Raw genomic sequence first — 18,840 nt, 5'->3', positions numbered from 1 at the left:
TGTGCCGGGCCGGCACCGGCATCCGGCCAGGCCTGCAATGCGGGACGGCTACTTGTCGTCCGTGGAAATCACGGGCTTCGCCTGGCTTTCCGAAATGCGCGCTTCGACGCGCCGCAGCACGGCCAGCACGAAGAGCGCCATCAAGGTGCTGACGACAGCCGTGGCCTCGCGTCCCATGCCCGCGGCCACGCCGATGGCGGCCGTCATCCAGATGCTGGCCGACGTCGTCAGCCCGTGGATTTCGCGCTCGGCGCCCAGCTTGATGATGGCGCCCGCCCCCAGAAAGCCGATGCCCGCGATCACGCCTTGCAGCACGCGGCTCAGGTCGCCGACGTCCATGCCGCCCTGCAACGGCACCAGCACGAAAATGGCCGCGCCCAGCGCGACCAGCATATGCGTGCGCAACCCGGCCGCCTTGCCGCTGCGTTCCCGTTCGTAACCCAGCAGGCCGCCCAACAGGACGGCCATGCTCAAGCGCAGCACGATGCGCGTTGCCTCTGCCACATCGGGAATATCGGCAAATTCAGTGCGCACGGCAGTCCAGATTTCCAGCCAGATTTGCGACATCGACGAGTCCTTGGATTCGAGGAGAAACCGAGCATAGCAGGCGGCCGGCAGTCCGCCACGCCCGGACGCCCGCGTGCGGCGCGGCCGTTGCGTGTCAGGCGGCCGCTTGCCAACCCGCCAGCAGCGCCGGCAGCGCGCGCATGTCGGTAAAGACGTGCGCCACGCCCACGCTGCGCAGCGCCTGTGCGCCGCTGTGGCCGGGTTCGCCCGGGCTGTACCCGAACACGGTGGCGCCGGCGGCCACGCCCGCCGTCGCGCCGGTGACGGTGTCTTCCACGATCGCGCAACGCTTCGGATCCACACCCAGCGCCTGCGCGGCCGCCAGGTACACATCCGGGAAGGGTTTGCTGCGCGGCATTTCGTGGCCGCTGAAGACCCGGCCCTCGAAGCAGTCGGCAATCCCGACCTTGACCAGTTGCAGCTCGACCTTGCGCCGGTCCGCCCCCGAGGCCACGGCAATGCGTCCGCTCAGCGCCTCGTGCAACGCGCGCACGGCATGCGGCGCGCCGGGAATCTCGACCAGGTCGCGGTCCAGCGCGTCGTTACGCCGCTGGCGGAACTGGTCGAACCACGCTGGCGTGATCGTGGCGCCGGTACGCGCCTGGATCAGCGGCAGTTCGTCCTTGACCGCCTTGCCCGTGAAGATCTCCATCGTCTCGGCGTGCGTGATGCCCCAGCCCAGCTCATTGAGCATCTCGGTCAGCACGCGGCTGGTGATGGGTTCGGAATCGACCAGCACGCCGTCACAGTCGAACAGCACGGCGTCAAAGGGAAAATCAGTCATTGGGGGCAGCGAAGGGAGTGTCCATGAAGCGGGTAAGCATACTGCACGGCCACGGCCTCCCCGGGCGGGCGGGGCCGCCACGCAGCAAGCCACGGAGTGCCAGGGCCGGCGGGAGTGGCTAAGCTGTCGGTTCGACCTGCCCGCCAACCGACCATGACCACGCCTGATTCCCGGCCGCTCGGCCACTACGACTGGACTTGCGTTGCCCAGGACCTGAACGCGCAGGGCTGGACGATGCTGCCCGGGCTTTACGCGCCGGACGACGCGCGCGCGCTGGCTCAGGCTTTCCCGCAGTCCGGCCCGCTGCCCGACCCCTTGCCCGCGCCGCTTGCCCGCCTGCGCGCCGGCCTCTACGACCGCCTGCTTCCCATCGCGCGCGCGTGGGCGGCCGCGCTGGACCTGGACGCCTCGTATCCCGAGGCGCTGGCCGCCTACACGCAAATGAACCGCCAGGCGGGCCAATCGCGCAGCCTGTCCGCCCTCCAGCGCATCCCCACGGACGGCTACCAGCCGCTGCTGCAGCACGCCGACGGAACCTGCGTATTTCCGCTCCGGCTGATCGTCCTGCTGTCCGAGCCCGGTGTTGACCACACGGGCGGCGAACTGGTCATGACCGAGCAGCGCCCTCGGATGCAGTCACGTCCCCTGGTGCTGCCGATGGGAATGGGCGACGCGGCGGTGATCGCGACGTCGCACCGCCCCGTGCAGGGCGCGCAGGGCATCTACCGCGTCACCGCGCGCCAGGCCATCAGCCGCGTGCGCAGCGGCGAACACGTCAGCCTGAATCTGATGCTGCACGACGCGCCCTAGCCGCAAACCACGCAGCGGCGCGCCGCGCGTTCGGATCAATTCTCGGCCGTGATGTTGCCGTCGGCCACGACCTTGGCAAACACCGCCGTCTGCGCCTTGATGAATGCCCGGAATGCGTCCTGGCTCATGGGCTGCACTTCGCCGCCCAACTCGCGGATGCTGGCCACGAATTTCTCATCTTTCAGCGCGCCGTCGATGGCGGCTGCCAACTTTTGCTGCACCTGCGGCGACGTGCCCGCCGGGACGAAAACGCCGAACCAGTTTTCCAGCGCGTAGTCCTTGAGCGGCGCGTACTCGGCCAGCGCCGGAATGTCCGGCGCAAACGACGCGCGCTTGGCCGACGTCACCGCCAGCGGCTTGACCTTGCCGCTCTTGATGAAGGGCAAGGCGCCCGCCAGGCTGACGAAGGTGAGGTCCACGCTGCCCGCGGCCACGTCCACCAATTGCGCCGCGGCGCCCTTGTACGGCACGTGAACCATCTTGATGCCCGCCAGCGACTGCAGCAGCTCGCCGTTCAGGTGCTGCGGATTGCCCACGCCGCTGGTCGCATACGTCAGCTTGTCGGGATGCGCGCGGCCATAGGCAACCAGCTGTTCGACCGAGGCGACCGGCAGCTTGGGATTGGCGACCAGCACGTTGGGCACACGCGCGATCAGCGCAATGGGCGCCAGGTCCTTTTCCGGCTGGTACTGCATCTTGGTCTTGAAGACGAGGGGATTGATGGCGTCTCGCCGGCCGACCCCAGCAGCAGCGTGGCGCCGTCCGGCGCGGCGCGCACGACCGCCGCCGCGCCCAGCATGCCGCTGGCGCCGGGCTTGTTCTCCACGACGACGCCCTGCGGCAGTTCGCTGCGCAGCCGCTCGGCCAGCAGCCGGCCCATGCCATCCACGCCGCCGCCCGCCGCAAACGGGACGATCAAGGTGATCGGCCGGTTTGCCGGCAGGTCTGCGGCGTGCAGGGGCGATGAGGCGGCGATCGTCAGGGCCGCGGCAGCGGCCAGGATGCGAATGGGGGGCATGGTTTTGTCTCCGGTGGGGCCAGCGTCATTGCGCGGCCGGGTTTTTCCTTAATTGCATTTTATGCATTCAATATGCAAAACTGGCAGCTATGGAAAACACCAATGCCCCGCTGCGCCGCACGCAATTCACCCTGGACGGCACCCGGTACGCCTGCCCGGACCTGCCGGCCGAGTTCGGCACGGACTATTTCCGGTTGCCGGTCGTGCTGCGCCTGCTGCTGGAAAACGCGCTGCGCAACATGCAGGGCGCCGAGCGCAACGCCGCCGTGGCCGCCCTGTTCGGCTGGCTGGCGCACGGAACCAGCGAAGCGGAGATCGCCTTCCAACCCGGCCGCGTCCTGATGCACGACACGACCAGCACCCCCGCGCTGGTCGACATCGCTGCAATGCGCGACGCGCTGGCCGAGGCCGGGGTCGATCCGGCGGTCCTGAACCCCGTGCTGCCCGTGGACGTGTCGGTCGACCACTCGCTGGCCGTCGAGGCCTATGCGCGCGCCGACGCGGCGCAATGCAACCTTGACCTTGAGTTGCGCCGCAACGCCGAGCGCTACCGCTTCCTGCGCTGGGCCTCCAAGGCGCTGACGAATGTGCGCATCCACCCGCCGGGCACCGGCATCATGCACACCATCAACCTGGAGCAGCTGGCCACGGTGGTCTGCCAGCAACCCGGCCCCGACGGCATCGCGCTGTATCCCGACATGATGATCGGCACCGACAGCCACACGCCGATGATCAACGGCATCGGCGTGCTGGGCTGGGGCGTGGGCGGACTGGAGGCGCAGACGGTCATGTTCGGCATGCCGACGATGCTGCGCATTCCCGATGTGATCGGCGTGCGGCTGACCGGTGCGCTACAGCCGGGCGTGACAGCCACCGATCTGGCGCTGACCGTCACGCAGCGCCTGCGAGCCATCCACGTCTCCGGCGAATTCGTCGAATTCTTCGGACCGGGCGTGGCCACGCTGCCCGCCGGCAGCCGCTGCGTCGTCGCCAACATGGCGCCCGAATACGGCGCCACCACGGGCTACTTTCCGATCGACGGGGAAACGCTGGCCTACCTGCGCCAGACGGGCCGCGACGAGGCGCAGATCGCGCGCATCGAGGCCTACGCGCGATGCACCGGCATCGCGCTGGATCCGCACGCCGAGCCGCGCTATACCCGCGTGGTCGACCTTGCGCTGGACGCCGTGCAGATGCACGTGGCGGGCCCCAAGCGCCCGCAGGACCTGCATCCCTACGGCCAGACCCGCGCGATTCTTGCCGCGCTGAATTTCACGCCGCGCACGCACGCGGCCCTGCCCCGCCACGCCATCGCCATCGCCGCGATCACCAGTTGCACCAACACGTCCGATCCGCGCCTGCTGACCGCCGCCGGCCTCTTGGCACGCAAGGCGCGCCAGGCCGGCTTGCGGCCGCCGGCGTGGGTCAAGACCTCGCTCGGTCCGGGCTCGCCGGCCGCCGCCGATTATCTGGCGCGCGCGGGTCTTCTGGACGACCTGGCCGCCGTGGGTTTTGACATCGTCGGCTACGGCTGCACCACCTGCATCGGCAACTCGGGCCCGCTGCCGGCGGTGGTGCGCGACGCCCTGGCCGACGGCGCCATCCACCCCGTCGCGGTGCTGTCCGGCAACCGCAATTTCACGGGGCGGATTCATCCCGACCTGGACCTGGGCTTTCTGATGTCGCCGCCGCTGGTCATCGCGTTCGCGCTGGCGGGCGACGCGGAACGGGACCTGAGCCGCGACCCCATCCAGGTGACGCCCGATGGCCGCGCGGTGCATCTGGCGGACCTGTGGCCGGCGGAAGCGGAGATCGATGCGGCCCTGGCCGCGGGGCAGCGTCCCGAGGACTATCGCGCAGCCTTCAAGATCGCCAGCGCGAATCCCGCCTGGCAGGCCCTGCAATCGCCCGACACGCCCCGATTTCCGTGGGACCCCGCCTCGACCGCGCTGCAACGGCCGCCGTTTGCCAGCACCGAGGCGGGCAGCCAGCTTGGCCGCTACACCGCGTATCCGCTGCTGGTGGTGGGCGACGACGTCACGACCGACCATCTGTCGCCGGCCAGCGCGATCCCGCCGGACAGCCTGATCGCGGACTTCCTGGTCGAACGCGGCGACGACCGCAATGACCTGAATGTATTCGCCTCGCGCCGCGGCAATTGGGAAGTCATGATGCGCGCCGCGTTCTACAGCAAGAGCCTGACGAATCTGCTCTGTCCGCCGGCGCCCGTGGGCCACACCCTGCACGCGCCCAGCGGCAGGCTGGAACCCATCTGGGAGGCCGCCGCGCACTACGCCGAGGCCTCCCAGCCGGTGGTGCTGGTGGCGGGCGCACGCTTCGGCACGGGCTCGTCGCGCGACTGGGCGGCCAAGGGCCAGCGCCTGCTCGGTATCCGCGCGGTGCTGGCTGTCAGCTTCGAACGCATCCACCGGTCCAACCTGATCGGCATGGGCATCCTGCCGCTGCGCCTGCCGGACGGCGTAACGCCCGGCACCCTGCGGCTGGAAGCGGGCGACCGGATCGACATCGATGCCGATGCCGCCGCGCTGACGCCCCGCGCCGCCATCCCGGTGCGCATCCTGCGCGCACAGGGCGGGACCGAACCGCTAACCGCCACGGCCGCGGTCGAAACGCGGCTGGAGATCCGCCTGTTGCAGTTGGGCGGCGTCATTCCCGCTATCCTGTCGGACACCCTGTCATCGGCCGTCCGCCACCCATGAGCGCGCAAACCAATACCGTCACAAAAATCCTGGACCTGATCCGGGAAGACCGCCTGCTGGAGGGCGCGCACCTGCGCGCGCAACAGATCGCCGACCGCCTGCGGCTGTCGCGGTCGCCTGTCAACGATGCGCTGGGCATCCTCGCGCAGCACGGCGTCGTGGCGCGCAAGCCCAACCGCGGGTATTTCCTGTTGCGCGACTTCGACGCGACGGGCGACGCCCCCGCGGACATCACGCCCCCGTCGGCGGACGACATCGTCACGAAGACGTACTTCGCGCTGGCCGACGAACTGCTGCGCGGCGAATTGCCCATGCAGTGCAGCGAAGCGTTGCTGCGCACGCGCTACGCGCTTACGCAGGCGCAGACGCAAGCGCTGCTGGCCCGCATCTCGCAGGAGGGCTGGGCGCAGCGCCGGCCGGGCTACGGGTGGGAGTTTTCGTCCATGATGACCACGCCCGACAGCCTGCTGCAGTCCTACCGGCTGCGCCTGGCGCTGGAGCCGGCGGCGCTGCGCGAACCGGGCTTTCACATCGACAAATCCGTGCTGGCGCGCTGCCGCGCCGCCGAAATGCACCTGCTCGAGGGCGGCATTGCCACCGACACGGCCGATCAGTTGCACGATCGCGGCGTGCGATTCCACGAGTCGCTGGTGGAAGCCTCGGGCAATCCGTTCTTCATCGACACGATCAAACGCGTCAATCGCGTGCGCCGCCTGCTGTCGTACCGCTCGATGCAGGACCGCAGCCGCTACAAGCAGCATTGCGATCAGCACCTGGCCATCCTGGACCTGCTGGAACGCGAGCGCAACGACGAAGCGGCCGACGCGCTGGCCGCCCATCTGCGCAGCACCCTCGACAACCTGGCCCGCATCAGCGGCATCCTGACTTCGTAGGCCGCGCGGGGCGCGGCCGTTTTCAACTGGCAGAAAAGAGGCTCGCGCCATGCATGTCTACATCGGCTCCCGGACCACCCGGGAACGCAACGCCCGCGGCGAGGGCATCAGCGTGTACGACTACGCGCCCGGCGCGGGAACGCTGACGCTCAAGCAGGTCGTGGGCGGGTTGCACAACCCGTCGTATCTGTTGCCGCACCCCACCCTTGCCGTGCTCTACACCGTGCATGGCGACAGCAGCGAGGTCAGCGCCCTGCGCCGCGATCCGCGCGACGGCACGCTGACGCCGTGGCACACGCAAGGATGCGAAGGCCGCAATCCCGTGCACCTGGCGTTGGGGCCCTCGGGCCGCTACCTGATGGTGTCCAACCACCTGACGGGCACGCTGGCGGTGCTGCCGGTGGCGGCGGACGGCGCGTTGCAGGCCGTGGCGCAGACCGTGCCGCTGGCCGGCGAGCCGGGACCGCACCGCAAGGAACAGCCGTTTTCCAAGCCGCATTTCAACGTGCTGGACCCCTCGGGCCGGTATGTCGCGGTGCCGGACAAGGGACTGGACCGGGTCTTTCTGTATGCGGCCGACGCGCGCGGCCTGGCCGCGCAGCCCGCCAGCGCCGTCGCCACGCGCGAGGGCGCGGGGCCGCGCCACGCCGTCTTTCATCCTTCCGGCCAATGGCTTTATGTCGTCAACGAACTGGACAACACCGTTACCGCGTACGCCGTGCAGGAAGGGGTCTTGCTACCCTTTCAAGTGCTGCCCACCCTGCCCGACACCTACACCGGCAACAGCCGCGCCGCCGGCATCGCGCTCGGCGCGGGCGGCCTGCATCTGTATGCGTCGAACCGGGGCGGCGACAGCATCGCGGTGTTTAGCGTGGATCCGGCCAGCGGACGGCTCGCACCGGTGCAGCACGCTCGCACCCAAGGCCGCACGCCACGCTTTTTTACGCTGTCGCCCGATGGCCGGTTTCTGTTCGCGCTGAACGAAGACAGCGATACGCTGCAGCGCTTTCGCGTCGATCCGGCGCGCGGGACGCTGACGCATGACGACTACGCGCTGCCCATTGGCAGCCCGGTGTGCATGGTGTTCGCCGGCGCTTAGAAGTCCATCGACGCCGACAGCATCACGGTGCGCGGCACGCCTTGCGAGATCGTGCCGTACGACGCCACGCCGGACCAGTACGCGCGGTTGAACACGTTGACCACATTGGCGCGCAGCGTGACGTCCCGGCCCTGCACCTTCAGCGCATAGCGCGCGCCCAGGTCGAACGTGGTCCACGACGGCACGGACTGCGTGTTGGCCTGGTTGATGTATTCGCGGCCGGTATAGACCATGCCGCCCGTCAAGGTCAGCCCGGTCACCCACGGCGTGTCCCACTCGGCGCCCAGATTGACCGCGACGGTCGGCACGCCCACCGGCCGGTTGCCCTGTGTGGCCGCGCTGCTGGTGCGCGTCAGCTCGGCATCCAGCAGCGTCACGCCGCCCAAGAGGCGCAGGCCGCGCAACGGCTCGCCGGACACATTCAGCTCCAGCCCGCGGTTGCGCTGCTCGCTGTCGGCGGCATACACCCCGTTCGTAAGCTGCCCGCTGGGCTTGGTGATCTCGAAGGCGCTCAGCGTCACCATCGCGCTGTCCAGCTCCACCTTGACGCCCACTTCCTTCTGCTTGGCCTTGTAGGGCTTGAAGACCTCTCCCGCATTGATGGCGGTGGCGGGCGCCACGTCGCCCTTGCTCAGGCCTTCGATGTAGTTGGCGTAAAGCGACACGTTGTGCCAGGGCTTGATGACCAGGCCCGCCAGCGGCGTGGTCGCGCTTTCGTCGTAGCTGACGGTGCGCACGCCCGTCGCGCCATTGAAGTTGCGTGACTCGATGCGCTGGTGGCGCAGGCCCAGCGTCAGCTGCGCGCGCTCGTCAAGAATGCTGAGCGTGTCGGCCAGCGCCAGCCCGGACAGGTCGGACGAGGACACCTTGGGCACGTTGGCCGGGGCGGGAATATGCTGCTCGGGACGGGTGATCGGACGGTAGATGTTGGACGTGAGCGGCGTGCCGCTCACGCTGGCCTGGCTGTTGCGGTCGCTGTACAGGCTGCCCATGAAGCTGACGGTGTGGCGCACCGGCCCCGTGTCCAGTTTGGCGCGCAACCCGGCGTTGTAGGTGCTGCGGTCGACCTGGAAGCGGAAGTTGTTGGGCGTCACCACCGTGTCGCCGGCCTCGTTCACGATGGTGGGCGTCTGGTCCGACAGGCGCGAGACCGCGGTGTCCGAACCGCCCGCGTCCGCAAAGACGGTCAGCCTGTCGCTGATGTCGTACTCCACGCGCAAGAGCGCCGACTGGCCGTCGGACTTCCACCATCCCCACGGCTGCGTGGCATTGCGGCGGCCGTCCGCCGCGCGGGGCACGGCAATCCCGGGCGCCACCAGGAACGGCCGCGTCGGGGCGTCGATCTTCTCGTGCTGCGTCAGCAGGTCCAGCGAGGCGCGCAGCCGTTCGCCCTGGTAATCCAGCGACAGCGCGCCGATGGTCGTGCGCGAGGACATGTTGTCCAGCGGCGTATCGCCCTGCCGTTGCATGCCGTTGACCCGCACGCCCCACTCGCCAGCGTCGCCAAACCGGCGGCTCAGGTCGACCCGGGCGCCGAACTGCGAGTCGCCGACGTAATCGGCCGACACGCGCGTCAGGTCCTCGGGCAGCGCGCGTTTGGGCACCATGTTGATCACGCCGCCCACGCCGCTGTTGGGCGACATGCCGTACAGCAGCGCCGCCGGCCCCTTCAACACTTCCACCCGTTCGATGTAGTCGGTAAAGACGTGGTAGTTGGGCGCCACGCCATAGACGCCGTCGAAGGCGATTTCACCGAGGTTGCCTTCCCCGATTGGAAAGCCGCGGATGTAGAACGAGTCGGTCACGCCGCCGATCTGGCCGGTAAAGCGCACCGACGGCTCCACGGTCAGCGCATCGGCCAGCGTCACAGCCTGACGGTTCGCCAGCAATTCCGACGTATAGCTGGTGACATTGAACGGCGTATCCATCACGTCGCGATTGCCCAAAAGGCCCAGACGCGCCCCGCGCGCCACCTGGCCGCCGGCAAATTCGGCGGGCAGCGCGGACGGGCTCACGCCTGCCCCGGCGACGGTCACCGCGGGCAGCACGGTGGTCTCGCCAGCGGCCACCGGCAGCTTGCGCAACGAGTACGCGCCGCCGCCTTGTTCCGACAGCGCATAGCCCGACCCCGACAGCAGGCGGGCGAACCCTTCGCGCACGGTGTACGCGCCCTGCAAGCCCTCGCTATGCTGGCCCGCCACAAGGGCGGGATCGAACGACAGCGGCACCCCCGCGGTGGCGGCAAACTGCGCCAGCACGTCGCCCAGCGGTCCGGCCGCGATGGCGTAGGACTTGCGCGCGGCGGCAGCGGCGGGCTCGGCCGCGTGTGCCGGCGCCAGCGTTCCCGTGGCCGCAATCAGCGCCAGCCCAAGGCCGGCGGCCCGGACCAGCGACGCCGCGGGCGATAGAACGGCAAGGCCGCGCGGCAGGCGGGGCGGACGGGAGAGTCGGGAAACCATCAAGCGATCCTTCGTGGGTATGGGGTGGCGCGCATGTCGCGGCGGTTCACCCGGTACACCGGACGAAGCGGAAAAAAGTGTCAGCCGATTGGCGATTAATGTGTAACGGCGGCGCGCGGCGCGACCGTGATCCACCACGGCGTCACTTGGCTCACCCGCACCGGCAGCGTCTTTTCCAGCAGGCGCAGGCTGGCGTCGATGTCGTTCAACGGGAACGCCCCCGACACCCGCAGGCCGGCCACCGCGGGATCGCAGCGCAGCACGCCGTGGCGGTAGCGGCCCAGCTCGGCCACCAGATCGGCCAGCCGCCAGTTGCGCGCGGCCAGCATCCCGTCCGCCCACGATGCCGCCAGCGGATCGGCGGAGACGGGCGCGGCGGCCCCCCCGGCGGAAAAGACGGTCTGGTCGCCCGCGGCCAGCACCAACGGGTTTGCGCCTTCCCGGGCAGGCCGGACCTCGACCGCGCCCTCGTACACCGCCACGCGGACGCGGGCGCCCTCGTCGCGCACCATGAAGCGCGTTCCCAGCGCACGCAGCACACCCTGGGTCGTCTGCACAAGGAAGGGGCGCCGCACGGGCGCGGGATCCTGCCCCGTGGTCAGCAGGATTTCTCCCGCGCGCAGCCAAAGCACGCGTTGGGCAGGGGTGTAGTCGACGTCGACGGCGCTGGCCGTGTTCAGCACCAGCTGCGTGCCGTCGGCCAGCGCGATGCGGCGCTGCTCGCCCGTGGCCGTGCGCAGGTCCGCGCGCCATTCGCGCCAGGGCAGTTCGCGCGCGCCCATCCAGGCCGCCGGTCCCAGCACCAGCAACCCGGCCAGCGCCCGCACGGCCTGCCGGCGTCCGGCGCGGTGCGCCTGGCGCAACGTCTGCCCGCCGATGTGCGGCGGTACCTGGCCGAAGCTGCGCAACATCGTCTCGGCGCGTTGCCACGCGGCTTCGTGATCGGCGCTGCGCGCCCGCCAACGGTCCAGCGCCGCGCTATCCGCCGCCGACAGCGTTTCGGACTGCACGCGCACCAGCCAGCCGGCCGCCTCTTTAAGGATGGCGGGGTCGATGACCGCGTTCATGCCGCATCCGCCTGGTAGGCGATCAGGCAGGCGGCGAAAGCAGCCTGCATGTGGCGCTTTACGGTCGAGAGCGACACGCGAAGCTGCCGGGCGATCTCGTCATAGCCCATGCCGTCGAACTGCGACAGCAGGAAGACTTCGCGTGTGCGCGACGGCAGCGAATGCAGGGCGGCGTCGATGGCGTGCAACGTTTCCAGGATCAGTGCGCGCGCCTCCGGCGAGGGGGCTTCGGCAGGCGGCACTTGCGCCACCGCGGCCAGGTAGGCGTCTTCGACCGACCGGCGGCGCCAGTGGTCCGCCACCAGGCCCTTGGCGATGTGGGCCAGCAGCGCGCGCGGCTCGGCGCCGGTGTCTTCCCGGCGCCGCCCGGCCATCAGCCGCACGAACGTGTCGTGCGCCAGGTCGGCGGCATCGAAGGAACTGCCCAGCTTCTTGCGCAGCCATGCCGAGAGCCAGCCGTGGTGTTCGCGATAGAGCTTCGTGACGTTGTCGGCGGATGGAATTAGCGGCGCAGGCAAGGCGCACCTCGGCTTTCATGCAAATAGGAATTGTTTTTATTCTATACGAGCCGTCCTCACCCGCGCGTGCTTCGGGGTGGTGCGATAGAATCGGACACCTTCCCGCCACAGCCACGAGTGCCATGCCGAACGCCCCGTCCATGCCTCAGTTCCTTGCCAGCGGCGGGCAAATGGGCGCCCGGGTCGCCAGCCATGACTGGTCGGCCACCCCGCTCGGCCCCCTCTCCGACTGGTCCCCCTCCCTGCGCATCGCCGTCAGCATGGTGCTGTCGTCCCGGTTTCCGTCCTGTCTGGTGTGGGGCCCGGACCTGATCTCCATCTACAACGACGCTTTTGTGCCCATCCTGGGCGCCAAGCCCGATGCATTGGGCCGCCCGTTCAGTGATGTCTGGCGCGAAGCCTGGTCCCAGATCGGCCCCATCGCCGAACGCGCTTTTGCCGGCGAGGCCACCTTCATCGAGGACTATCCCGTCGAGCTCGCGCGGTACGGCCGCCTGGAGTTGGCGCACTTCACGTTCTGCTATAGCCCGGTGCGCGACGAACATGGCAAGGTCGTCGGCATGATCGACACCGTCATCGAGACCACCGCGCGGGTCGAGGCCGAAAAGGCCCAGGCCGATGCGCTGCGCCTGACGGAAGAGGCCCTGCGGCAAAGCCAGAAAATGGAAGCCATCGGCCAGATGACCGGCGGCGTCGCGCACGACTTCAACAACCTGCTGACGGGGATTTCAGGCAGCCTGGAACTGCTCTCGCAACGTCTTGCGCGCGGCCACACCGACGACCTCGACCGCCACATCGCCGTGGCAAAAAGCGGCGCCGAAAAGGCGGCCGTCCTGACGCGGCGCCTGCTGACCTTCTCGCGCACCCACCCGCTCGAGCGCACGGTGGTGGACATCAATGGCGTCATCGCCGGCATGGAAGCGTTGATCGCGCGCAGCGCCGGATCCGCCGTCACGCTGGAAATGGACTGCGCGCCCCGGTTGTGGCCCGTATGGGTCGACTCGCACCAGCTCGAGAACGCGCTTCTGAACCTGTGCCTGAACGCGCGCGACGCCCTCGGCGCGTGCGGCCTCTTGCGCATCGAAACGCGCAACGTCACGCTGGACGCGCAAGCGGCGCGCGACCGTGGCCTGCAGGCCGGCGATCACGTGCTGCTGCGCGTCTCCGACACGGGCTGCGGCATGACGGCGGAAACCGTGCAACGCATGTTCGAGCCCTTCTACACCACCAAGCCGGCCGACCGCGGCACGGGTCTGGGCCTGGCGCTGGTGCACGATTTCGTCCGGCAATCGGGCGGGCACGTGCAGGTGCGCTCCCAACCGGGCCAGGGTACCGACATCGACCTGTTTTTCCCGCGCCACCGCGGCGCCGACATTGACATGGCCTCGGCCGTCGCGGCGGCGGCCCAGCCGCCCCGCGTCCTGCAAGGGGGCACGGTCCTGTTGGCCGAGGACGACCCCGCGGTACGCGAAGTCACGGCCGAAGTGCTCAGGGAAATCGGCTACGACGTGGTCGAGGCTACCGATGGCTCCAGCGCGCTGCGGCAACTGACCGCCCTGCCGCGAATTGATCTGCTGGTCTGCGACCTGGCGCTGCCGGGCGGCGTGAACGGCCGGCGCGTGGCGGAAACCGGCCGCGCGATGCGGCCCGGCATGAAGGTGCTGTTCATCACCGGTTACGGCGAAGGCGGCGAAGGCGCCAATGTTCCGGCCAGCGACGCGCCGGTGCTGCTCAAACCCTTCATGCTCGATGACCTGTCGAGCCAGGTGCATGCGTTGATGCGCTGACGGGCCGGTGCTCAGGGCTGCCGGCCCCGCGTCGTGCGGATCCAGAACAGGCCGGCGGCCGACAACAGCATGGCGCACAGCAGATACGCAAAGCAGATCAGCAGGCCGAAGAAATAGTAGCGGTCGTAGACGCTGGCCGCCCACCATGCCGTGCCGCCATACACGGCCATCACGATGAACGGCAGCCACAGGACCACGATGCCTGCGCGGCGCCAACCCGGCGTGTTCAGACGGGGAAACCTGCCGGCCTTTGCGCGCAGCACCAGGGCCAGTGCCGACAGCGCCGGCAACAGGAAGGCCAGCACCGCCAGCACCAGCAGGCCCGCATCCAGGAACGTCGCAACAAACTCGCGCAAAATCAGCTCCTTGCACAGCGCGCACCGGTGGCGCCGTCCAGGAGGTTATACACGAGCCGCCGAGAGCATCCTTACAGCTTGGGCGCGTAGCGCACCGTCAGCATCACATTGCGCGGCTCGCCATAGTAGTTGTTGCCGGATAGCGTGTTGTAGGACGGCACGTAGTACTTCTTGTCGAACACGTTGTTCACGTTCAGTCCGAAGCTCAGTTCCGGCGTGGCCTGGTAACCCACGCGCGCATTCCAGATCGTGAATCCCGCCAGCTTGAACGCACGGTCCGAACTGATCGTGGCGGTCTGCGTATTCACGCCGGCGCCCACGCTCAGGCGGTTCAACGCGCCCGGCAGCCTGTAATTGGCCCACAGTCGCAGCATGTGCTTGGGCGTCCAGGTGCTGAAGACCTTGCCCTGGTTGTCCGGATCTTCCAGGAACTTCGTAGTGTTGTAGGCGTAGCCCGCATACAGTTCCAGCCCCTTGACCACCTCGCCGGAAATCTCGGCTTCCACGCCCTGGCTGCGGACCTTGCCGGCCGCGCGCGAGCAGTACCAGCCATTGCAGGCAAATCCGGCGTCGTAATCGTTGACGGCGCGGTTCTTGTGGTCGTAGCGGAACAGCGCAAGCAGGGCGTTGACCCGGCCGTCGGCCAGTTCGCCCTTGACGCCGACCTCGTAGTTGTTGCCCTCGATCGGCTTGAGCAGGCTGCCCGATACGGTGCGCTGGGTCTGGGGCTCGAACACCGTGGTGTAGCTGCCGTAGACCGACCAGTTGTCGGTCAGCGAATACACGATCCCGGCGTAGGGAATGAAACGGCCAGACGTGGTGGATGTCGTCGTGTCGCCGTCCCCGCTGTAGCTGTAATCGAACCAGCCGACGCGGCCGCCGCCGATCAGCGCCAGGGATTGGATGGGCTTGACGCGCCACGTGCCATAGATGCCCTTCTGCCGGATGTCGTAGGCGCTGCGCGAATCGTAGCCGCTGGCCTGGGCGATGGAGTCCATGTCCTGCCACGGACGGTGGTGGTCAAGATCGAAAATGTTGCCGCCGCTCTCCCAGGCACGGGTGAACCGGTCATTCGTCGTGAGCTTGGAATAGTTGGCGCCAACCACCACTTCCTGCGCCATGCCCCAAGCGTCGAAGTCGCCCGCCACCGACATGTCCATCCCGCGCTGGCGGCTTTTGAAATCCACGCCGAAGTTGCCGTAGTCCAGACCGCTGCCGTCACGCTGCACGGCCCCGGCAACGCGCTGGTGCACGGTCGTGTTGTCTTCGTCCATCGCCACGCCGGCAAGCCTGAAACGCCACGATGCGTTCAAGCGATGCGTGACGTCGGCATTGAAGATGGTCTGGTCGTTGGTGGCGCGGTTCCAGGTCGAGCCGGTGAACGTCGAGCGCGGCAGGTCGATGCTGCCACCGTCTTCGAACCGCGGATAACCGACGAACATCGGCCGCGACCGGCTGTACCGGTTGCTCACCCCAAGGCCTACCGTCGTGGCTTCGGTAACGTCGAAATCCAGCGCGGCGTACAGGTTGCGCGTCTTGTCCCACACGTAGTCGATGTACGAATGGCTGCGATCCTCGTCCAGCACGACCCGCCCGCGCAGCGTGCCCGATTCATTGAGCGGGCCGCCCGCGTCCAGCGTCAGGCCATAGTGATCCCACGACCCAGCCTTGCCCGTCACGACCACCGACGGCTCCGCGCCACCCCGCTTGCGCACCAGGTTGATCGCCCCGCCCGGGCTGCCCGCGCCTTGCAACAGGCCGGCTGCGCCGCGCAGGATTTCCACGCGGTCATAAAACACCAGCGAGTCCTGCTCCCAGTTGCCCAGGCTGTAGCTGTTGCGCAGCAGGGACACGCCATCGTATTGCAAGAGGTCAACGGGAAAACCGCGGGAATTGATCGCGACGCCGGCGCCCACGCCCTGCACGCCCACCATGCCCGCCGTGTTGTTGACGGCGTCGGGCAGGCTGGTCATGTCCTGGTCGTCCATCCGCTGGCGCGTCAGCACGGTGATGGATTGCGGAATGTCCTTCAGCGCCTGCGCGGTCTTGCCGATGGTGACCGCTGGCGACGTGTACGAACCCGTCCCGTCTGTCGTGGTGTTGTAGGTGCCCGTCACCATCACGGGCGCCAGTGTCGCGGTCGTCTCGGCGGGCGCCTGCCGCAGGCGGTATCCGCCTTCGGCGCGTGCCACCGCCTGCAGTCCCGTGCCCGCCAGCAGGCGCTCCAACGCGGCCTGCACGCCATACGTGCCCGTCAGTCCCCCCGTCATGGCGCCGGCCGTCAGACCGGGATCGGACGCCACCATCACGCCCGCCTGCACGCCAAACGTGCCGAGCGCCGCGCTCAGCGGACCGGCGGGAATGCTGAACGCCACGGTGCGCGGCGCCGGGGCCTGGGTCTGCGCCTGGGTCTGGGCGTGCACCGGCGCCGGCGCCAACACGGCCGCCGCAACCCAGGGCGCGAGACGGCGCAATGCGATGTTCAGCGCCGTGCGCCGCAGGGATGGACGGACAAGCGCCGCGGCGCTCGCGGCGCGGACAGGACGAGGTGACATGAAAGGGTTCCCAGGCTCATGAAGGATCGGCGCAGCCTCAAGACACGGGCTGCTTTTCCCACATGAAGCGCGAGGTCGGGATATCCGCCGTTGCTGTTACAAAAAAGCCCGCTGCCACCGGGAATCGGCCTGCAACGAGGCGGCTCACGTCCGGCTCACCGTCACCCAGTAGCGGGTGTAGCGGCGCACCCGCACCGGAAGGATTTCCTCAAGCATGGCCAGCACCTTGTCGGTGTCAGCCAGCGGGAACGCGCCCACCACATGCAGCCCGGCCGCCTCGCCGGTGCAATGCAGCAGGCCCGGCCGGTAGCGTCCGAGTTCATTCAGGAATTCCGACAAGGGCATTTCATCCGCGATCAGCATGCCGTCAAGCCAGGCGGACACGCCCGGTTCCAGCGTCCGCGCCGTAAAGCCGCCGTCCACGGTGAAGTCCGCCTGCTCGCCGGCCCGCACGCGCCGCGGCGCCGCGTCCTGCGCCAAGCCGCGAACGTCCACCGCGCCTTGCAGCACCGCCACCCGCATTCGGCCCATTTCCAGATCGCGCACCACAAAGCGTGTGCCCACCGGCGTAAGCACGCCGCCGCGCGTGCGTACGCGGAACGGCCGGCCATTCGCGTCCGGCGCAGTTTCGATCAGGATCTCACCTTGCAGCAGCACCAGTTCGCGTTGGCTGGCGGTATAGCGCAGGTCGACCGCAGTACCTGCGTTCAACTGCACCTGCGTGCCGTCGGGCAGCGTCACCGACCGGCGTTCACCGGTGCCGGTGCGCAGGTCCGCGGACAACTGGCGGATCGTTTCACGCTCGCCGACGGCCCAGGCGCCCAGGCCCATGCCAACGGCCGCCACCATCAGGCGAATCGCCGTGCGACGCGATTGGATCAGCGGCGCCTGCGCCAGGGTGCGCGACGCCACCGACGGCCCGGCCTGCGCCACGCCCGCCGCCACGTCGCGCGTCAATGCGCCAAGCCGCTGCCAAGCCAGCTCGTGGGCGGGCGCCGCCCGACGCCATTGCTCGAAGCGATCCCGGTCTGCGGCGCTGGCGTCTTCGCGCAGACGCGCCCACCAGTCCGCCGCCTGCCGGATCACCTTGGGGTCGATGGCGCCCGCCTCGGGTGCGTGCGGCCGCAGCAGCTTGGCGTTGTCCATGGAACGGGGATTCAGCCGTACACGGCCGTGTAGCAGTGCACCAGCGCGCGCGCCAGCGACTTCTGCACGGCGTTGGGCGTCAGGCCCAACGCCTTGCCGATCTCGGCATAGGAAAGGCCGTCGATCTGCGCCATCAGGAAGATCCGGCGGCTGGTCATGGGCAAGGTGTCCAGCAGTTCGCAAACCTCGGCAAGCGCCTCCAGAATCAGGGCGCGGGCCTCGACCGAAGGCTCGACCGCCATGGGCTGCAGCGCCAGCGTCTCGGCATAGGCGGCCTCCAGCGCGGCGCGGCGTGCCCGGCCGATCAGCAGACGCGTGGCGATGGTGCGCAGATAGGCGCGCGGCTCATTGAGCGGTTCGCGGACATTGGCGCGGATCAGTCGTTCGAACGTGTCGTGAGCCAGGTCGGCCGCGTCCGACGCATTGCCCAGCTTGCGTTGCAACACGCCACGCAGCCACTGGTGATGGGCTTGGTAAACGGACTGCACCTCTGCATGAGAGGCAAACGAGGAGGATGGCATGACGGTGCGGCCCGGCGTCACCGCCTGAGAGCAAAGACAAGATGAAAATGATTCGCAATTATAAATGCGGTTTTCGTCTTTGCAAGGCGTGGCCCGCCAGCAGCCGTCAGGCCGCGCAGCCTAGTAATCCATCGGCACGTGGCTCTGCGCGGCGCGGATCTCCTGCAGATGCCGTTCGGCCTCCTGGCGCTCGACGGCGGGGGGCAAGGCGCGCCAGCTCACCAGGTTGCCCGGTGTCTTCACGGGCATCCACCCCAATACGCTGTACAGCGAAATCGCGGTGCCGCCCGTGTCCAGCCGCGTCTCGTAATAACCCTGACGATCCGGCACGGTATCGCCGGGCGTCCAATCCAACTGAGACATCCAGGTCTCCTCCTGGTGAAGCGTGTGCGCTAGGCGCCGCCGTCTACGAAAGAGCGGCGTTTCTCCGATCGTATAGCGTCCGGCCAGACTTGTCCCCGGTCAAAAAGCCGGGACAACGCATTATTGACAGAGGGGAATCCCTAGGCCGAGCGCATTTTTTTGAATTGCTAAAGCCCG

Annotated in this window: 15 protein-coding genes and 1 pseudogene; 5 read left to right on the top strand and 11 right to left on the bottom strand. The window is 68.6% G+C overall.

What is annotated here, in order from left to right:
* Positions 1 to 48: 48 nt before the first annotated feature.
* Positions 49 to 567 (bottom strand): MgtC/SapB family protein, encoded by a 519-nt coding sequence (locus ASD87_RS21315; protein WP_056326273.1) that lies wholly within the window; start codon positions 565 to 567, stop codon positions 49 to 51.
* A 94-nt stretch (positions 568 to 661) separates the two neighbouring features.
* Positions 662 to 1,351 carry an HAD family phosphatase gene (locus ASD87_RS21310; RefSeq protein WP_056326271.1) on the bottom strand — a complete coding sequence of 230 codons (690 nt, stop codon included), beginning with the start codon at positions 1,349 to 1,351 and terminating at the stop codon, positions 662 to 664.
* Between the two features lie 153 nt (positions 1,352 to 1,504).
* Between ASD87_RS21310 and ASD87_RS21305 the strand changes: the two genes are divergently transcribed.
* The gene (locus tag ASD87_RS21305) at positions 1,505 to 2,161 is read left to right on the top strand and encodes a 2OG-Fe(II) oxygenase (RefSeq protein WP_056326268.1); all 657 of its coding nucleotides are present in this window, start codon (positions 1,505 to 1,507) and stop codon (positions 2,159 to 2,161) included.
* A 35-nt stretch (positions 2,162 to 2,196) separates the two neighbouring features.
* On the opposite strand, the pseudogene ASD87_RS21300 reads toward ASD87_RS21305, so the two are convergent.
* Positions 2,197 to 3,179: pseudogene (locus ASD87_RS21300) on the bottom strand (Bug family tripartite tricarboxylate transporter substrate binding protein).
* 89 nt (positions 3,180 to 3,268) lie between these two features.
* Between ASD87_RS21300 and acnA the strand changes: the two are divergent.
* The 3 genes from acnA to ASD87_RS21285 are packed head-to-tail and all read left to right on the top strand — an operon-like array spanning position 3,269 to position 7,891.
* Entirely contained in the window at positions 3,269 to 5,899 is a 2,631-nt protein-coding gene (gene acnA / locus ASD87_RS21295; RefSeq protein WP_056326266.1) for an aconitate hydratase AcnA, read from the top strand.
* Complete coding sequence (locus tag ASD87_RS21290; protein ID WP_056326264.1) at positions 5,896 to 6,792, top strand: GntR family transcriptional regulator; 897 nt, start codon at positions 5,896 to 5,898, stop codon at positions 6,790 to 6,792. The genes acnA and ASD87_RS21290 overlap by 4 nt, the downstream gene beginning before the upstream one ends.
* 49 nt (positions 6,793 to 6,841) lie before the next feature.
* Entirely contained in the window at positions 6,842 to 7,891 is a 1,050-nt protein-coding gene (locus ASD87_RS21285) for a lactonase family protein (protein WP_056326260.1), read from the top strand.
* On the opposite strand, the gene ASD87_RS21280 is transcribed toward ASD87_RS21285, so the two are convergent.
* The 3 genes from ASD87_RS21280 to ASD87_RS21270 all read right to left on the bottom strand — a co-directional run bounded on the left by ASD87_RS21280 (position 7,888) and on the right by ASD87_RS21270 (position 11,935).
* Positions 7,888 to 10,350 (bottom strand): TonB-dependent receptor, encoded by a 2,463-nt coding sequence (locus tag ASD87_RS21280; RefSeq protein ID WP_056326258.1) that lies wholly within the window; start codon positions 10,348 to 10,350, stop codon positions 7,888 to 7,890. The genes ASD87_RS21285 and ASD87_RS21280 overlap by 4 nt on opposite strands.
* Positions 10,351 to 10,445: 95 nt before the next feature.
* Positions 10,446 to 11,417: a FecR domain-containing protein gene (locus ASD87_RS21275; protein WP_056326254.1), complete on the bottom strand. Its 972-nt coding sequence runs from the start codon at positions 11,415 to 11,417 to the stop codon at positions 10,446 to 10,448.
* Positions 11,414 to 11,935, bottom strand: coding sequence for a sigma-70 family RNA polymerase sigma factor (locus ASD87_RS21270; RefSeq protein ID WP_056326252.1), 522 nt, complete (start codon positions 11,933 to 11,935; stop codon positions 11,414 to 11,416). The genes ASD87_RS21275 and ASD87_RS21270 overlap by 4 nt, the downstream gene beginning before the upstream one ends.
* Before the next feature lie 140 nt (positions 11,936 to 12,075).
* On the opposite strand from ASD87_RS21270, the gene ASD87_RS21265 reads away from it, so the two are divergent.
* A complete protein-coding gene (locus ASD87_RS21265) occupies positions 12,076 to 13,722 on the top strand; it encodes an ATP-binding protein (protein WP_056326985.1) in 1,647 nt (548 codons plus the stop codon).
* A gap of 11 nt (positions 13,723 to 13,733) precedes the next feature.
* On the opposite strand, the gene ASD87_RS21260 is transcribed toward ASD87_RS21265, so the two are convergent.
* The 5 genes from ASD87_RS21260 to ASD87_RS21240 form a co-directional block, all read right to left on the bottom strand.
* Entirely contained in the window at positions 13,734 to 14,078 is a 345-nt protein-coding gene (locus ASD87_RS21260) for a hypothetical protein (protein WP_056326249.1), read from the bottom strand.
* A gap of 71 nt (positions 14,079 to 14,149) precedes the next feature.
* Positions 14,150 to 16,633 (bottom strand): TonB-dependent siderophore receptor, encoded by a 2,484-nt coding sequence (locus tag ASD87_RS21255; protein ID WP_056326248.1) that lies wholly within the window; start codon positions 16,631 to 16,633, stop codon positions 14,150 to 14,152.
* Between the two features lie 144 nt (positions 16,634 to 16,777).
* Positions 16,778 to 17,779 (bottom strand): FecR domain-containing protein, encoded by a 1,002-nt coding sequence (locus ASD87_RS21250; protein WP_056326244.1) that lies wholly within the window; start codon positions 17,777 to 17,779, stop codon positions 16,778 to 16,780.
* 11 nt (positions 17,780 to 17,790) lie between these two features.
* The gene (locus ASD87_RS21245) at positions 17,791 to 18,267 is read right to left on the bottom strand and encodes a sigma-70 family RNA polymerase sigma factor (RefSeq protein WP_235512783.1); all 477 of its coding nucleotides are present in this window, start codon (positions 18,265 to 18,267) and stop codon (positions 17,791 to 17,793) included.
* Between the two features lie 153 nt (positions 18,268 to 18,420).
* Positions 18,421 to 18,663: a hypothetical protein gene (locus ASD87_RS21240; protein WP_056326242.1), complete on the bottom strand. Its 243-nt coding sequence runs from the start codon at positions 18,661 to 18,663 to the stop codon at positions 18,421 to 18,423.
* Between the last annotated feature and the right edge of the window lie 177 nt (positions 18,664 to 18,840).

This window comes from Achromobacter sp. Root170 (assembly GCF_001428165.1).
Lineage (GTDB): Bacteria > Pseudomonadota > Gammaproteobacteria > Burkholderiales > Burkholderiaceae_B > Achromobacter > Achromobacter mucicolens.
This window is presented reverse-complemented; position numbering and strand designations above follow the sequence as displayed.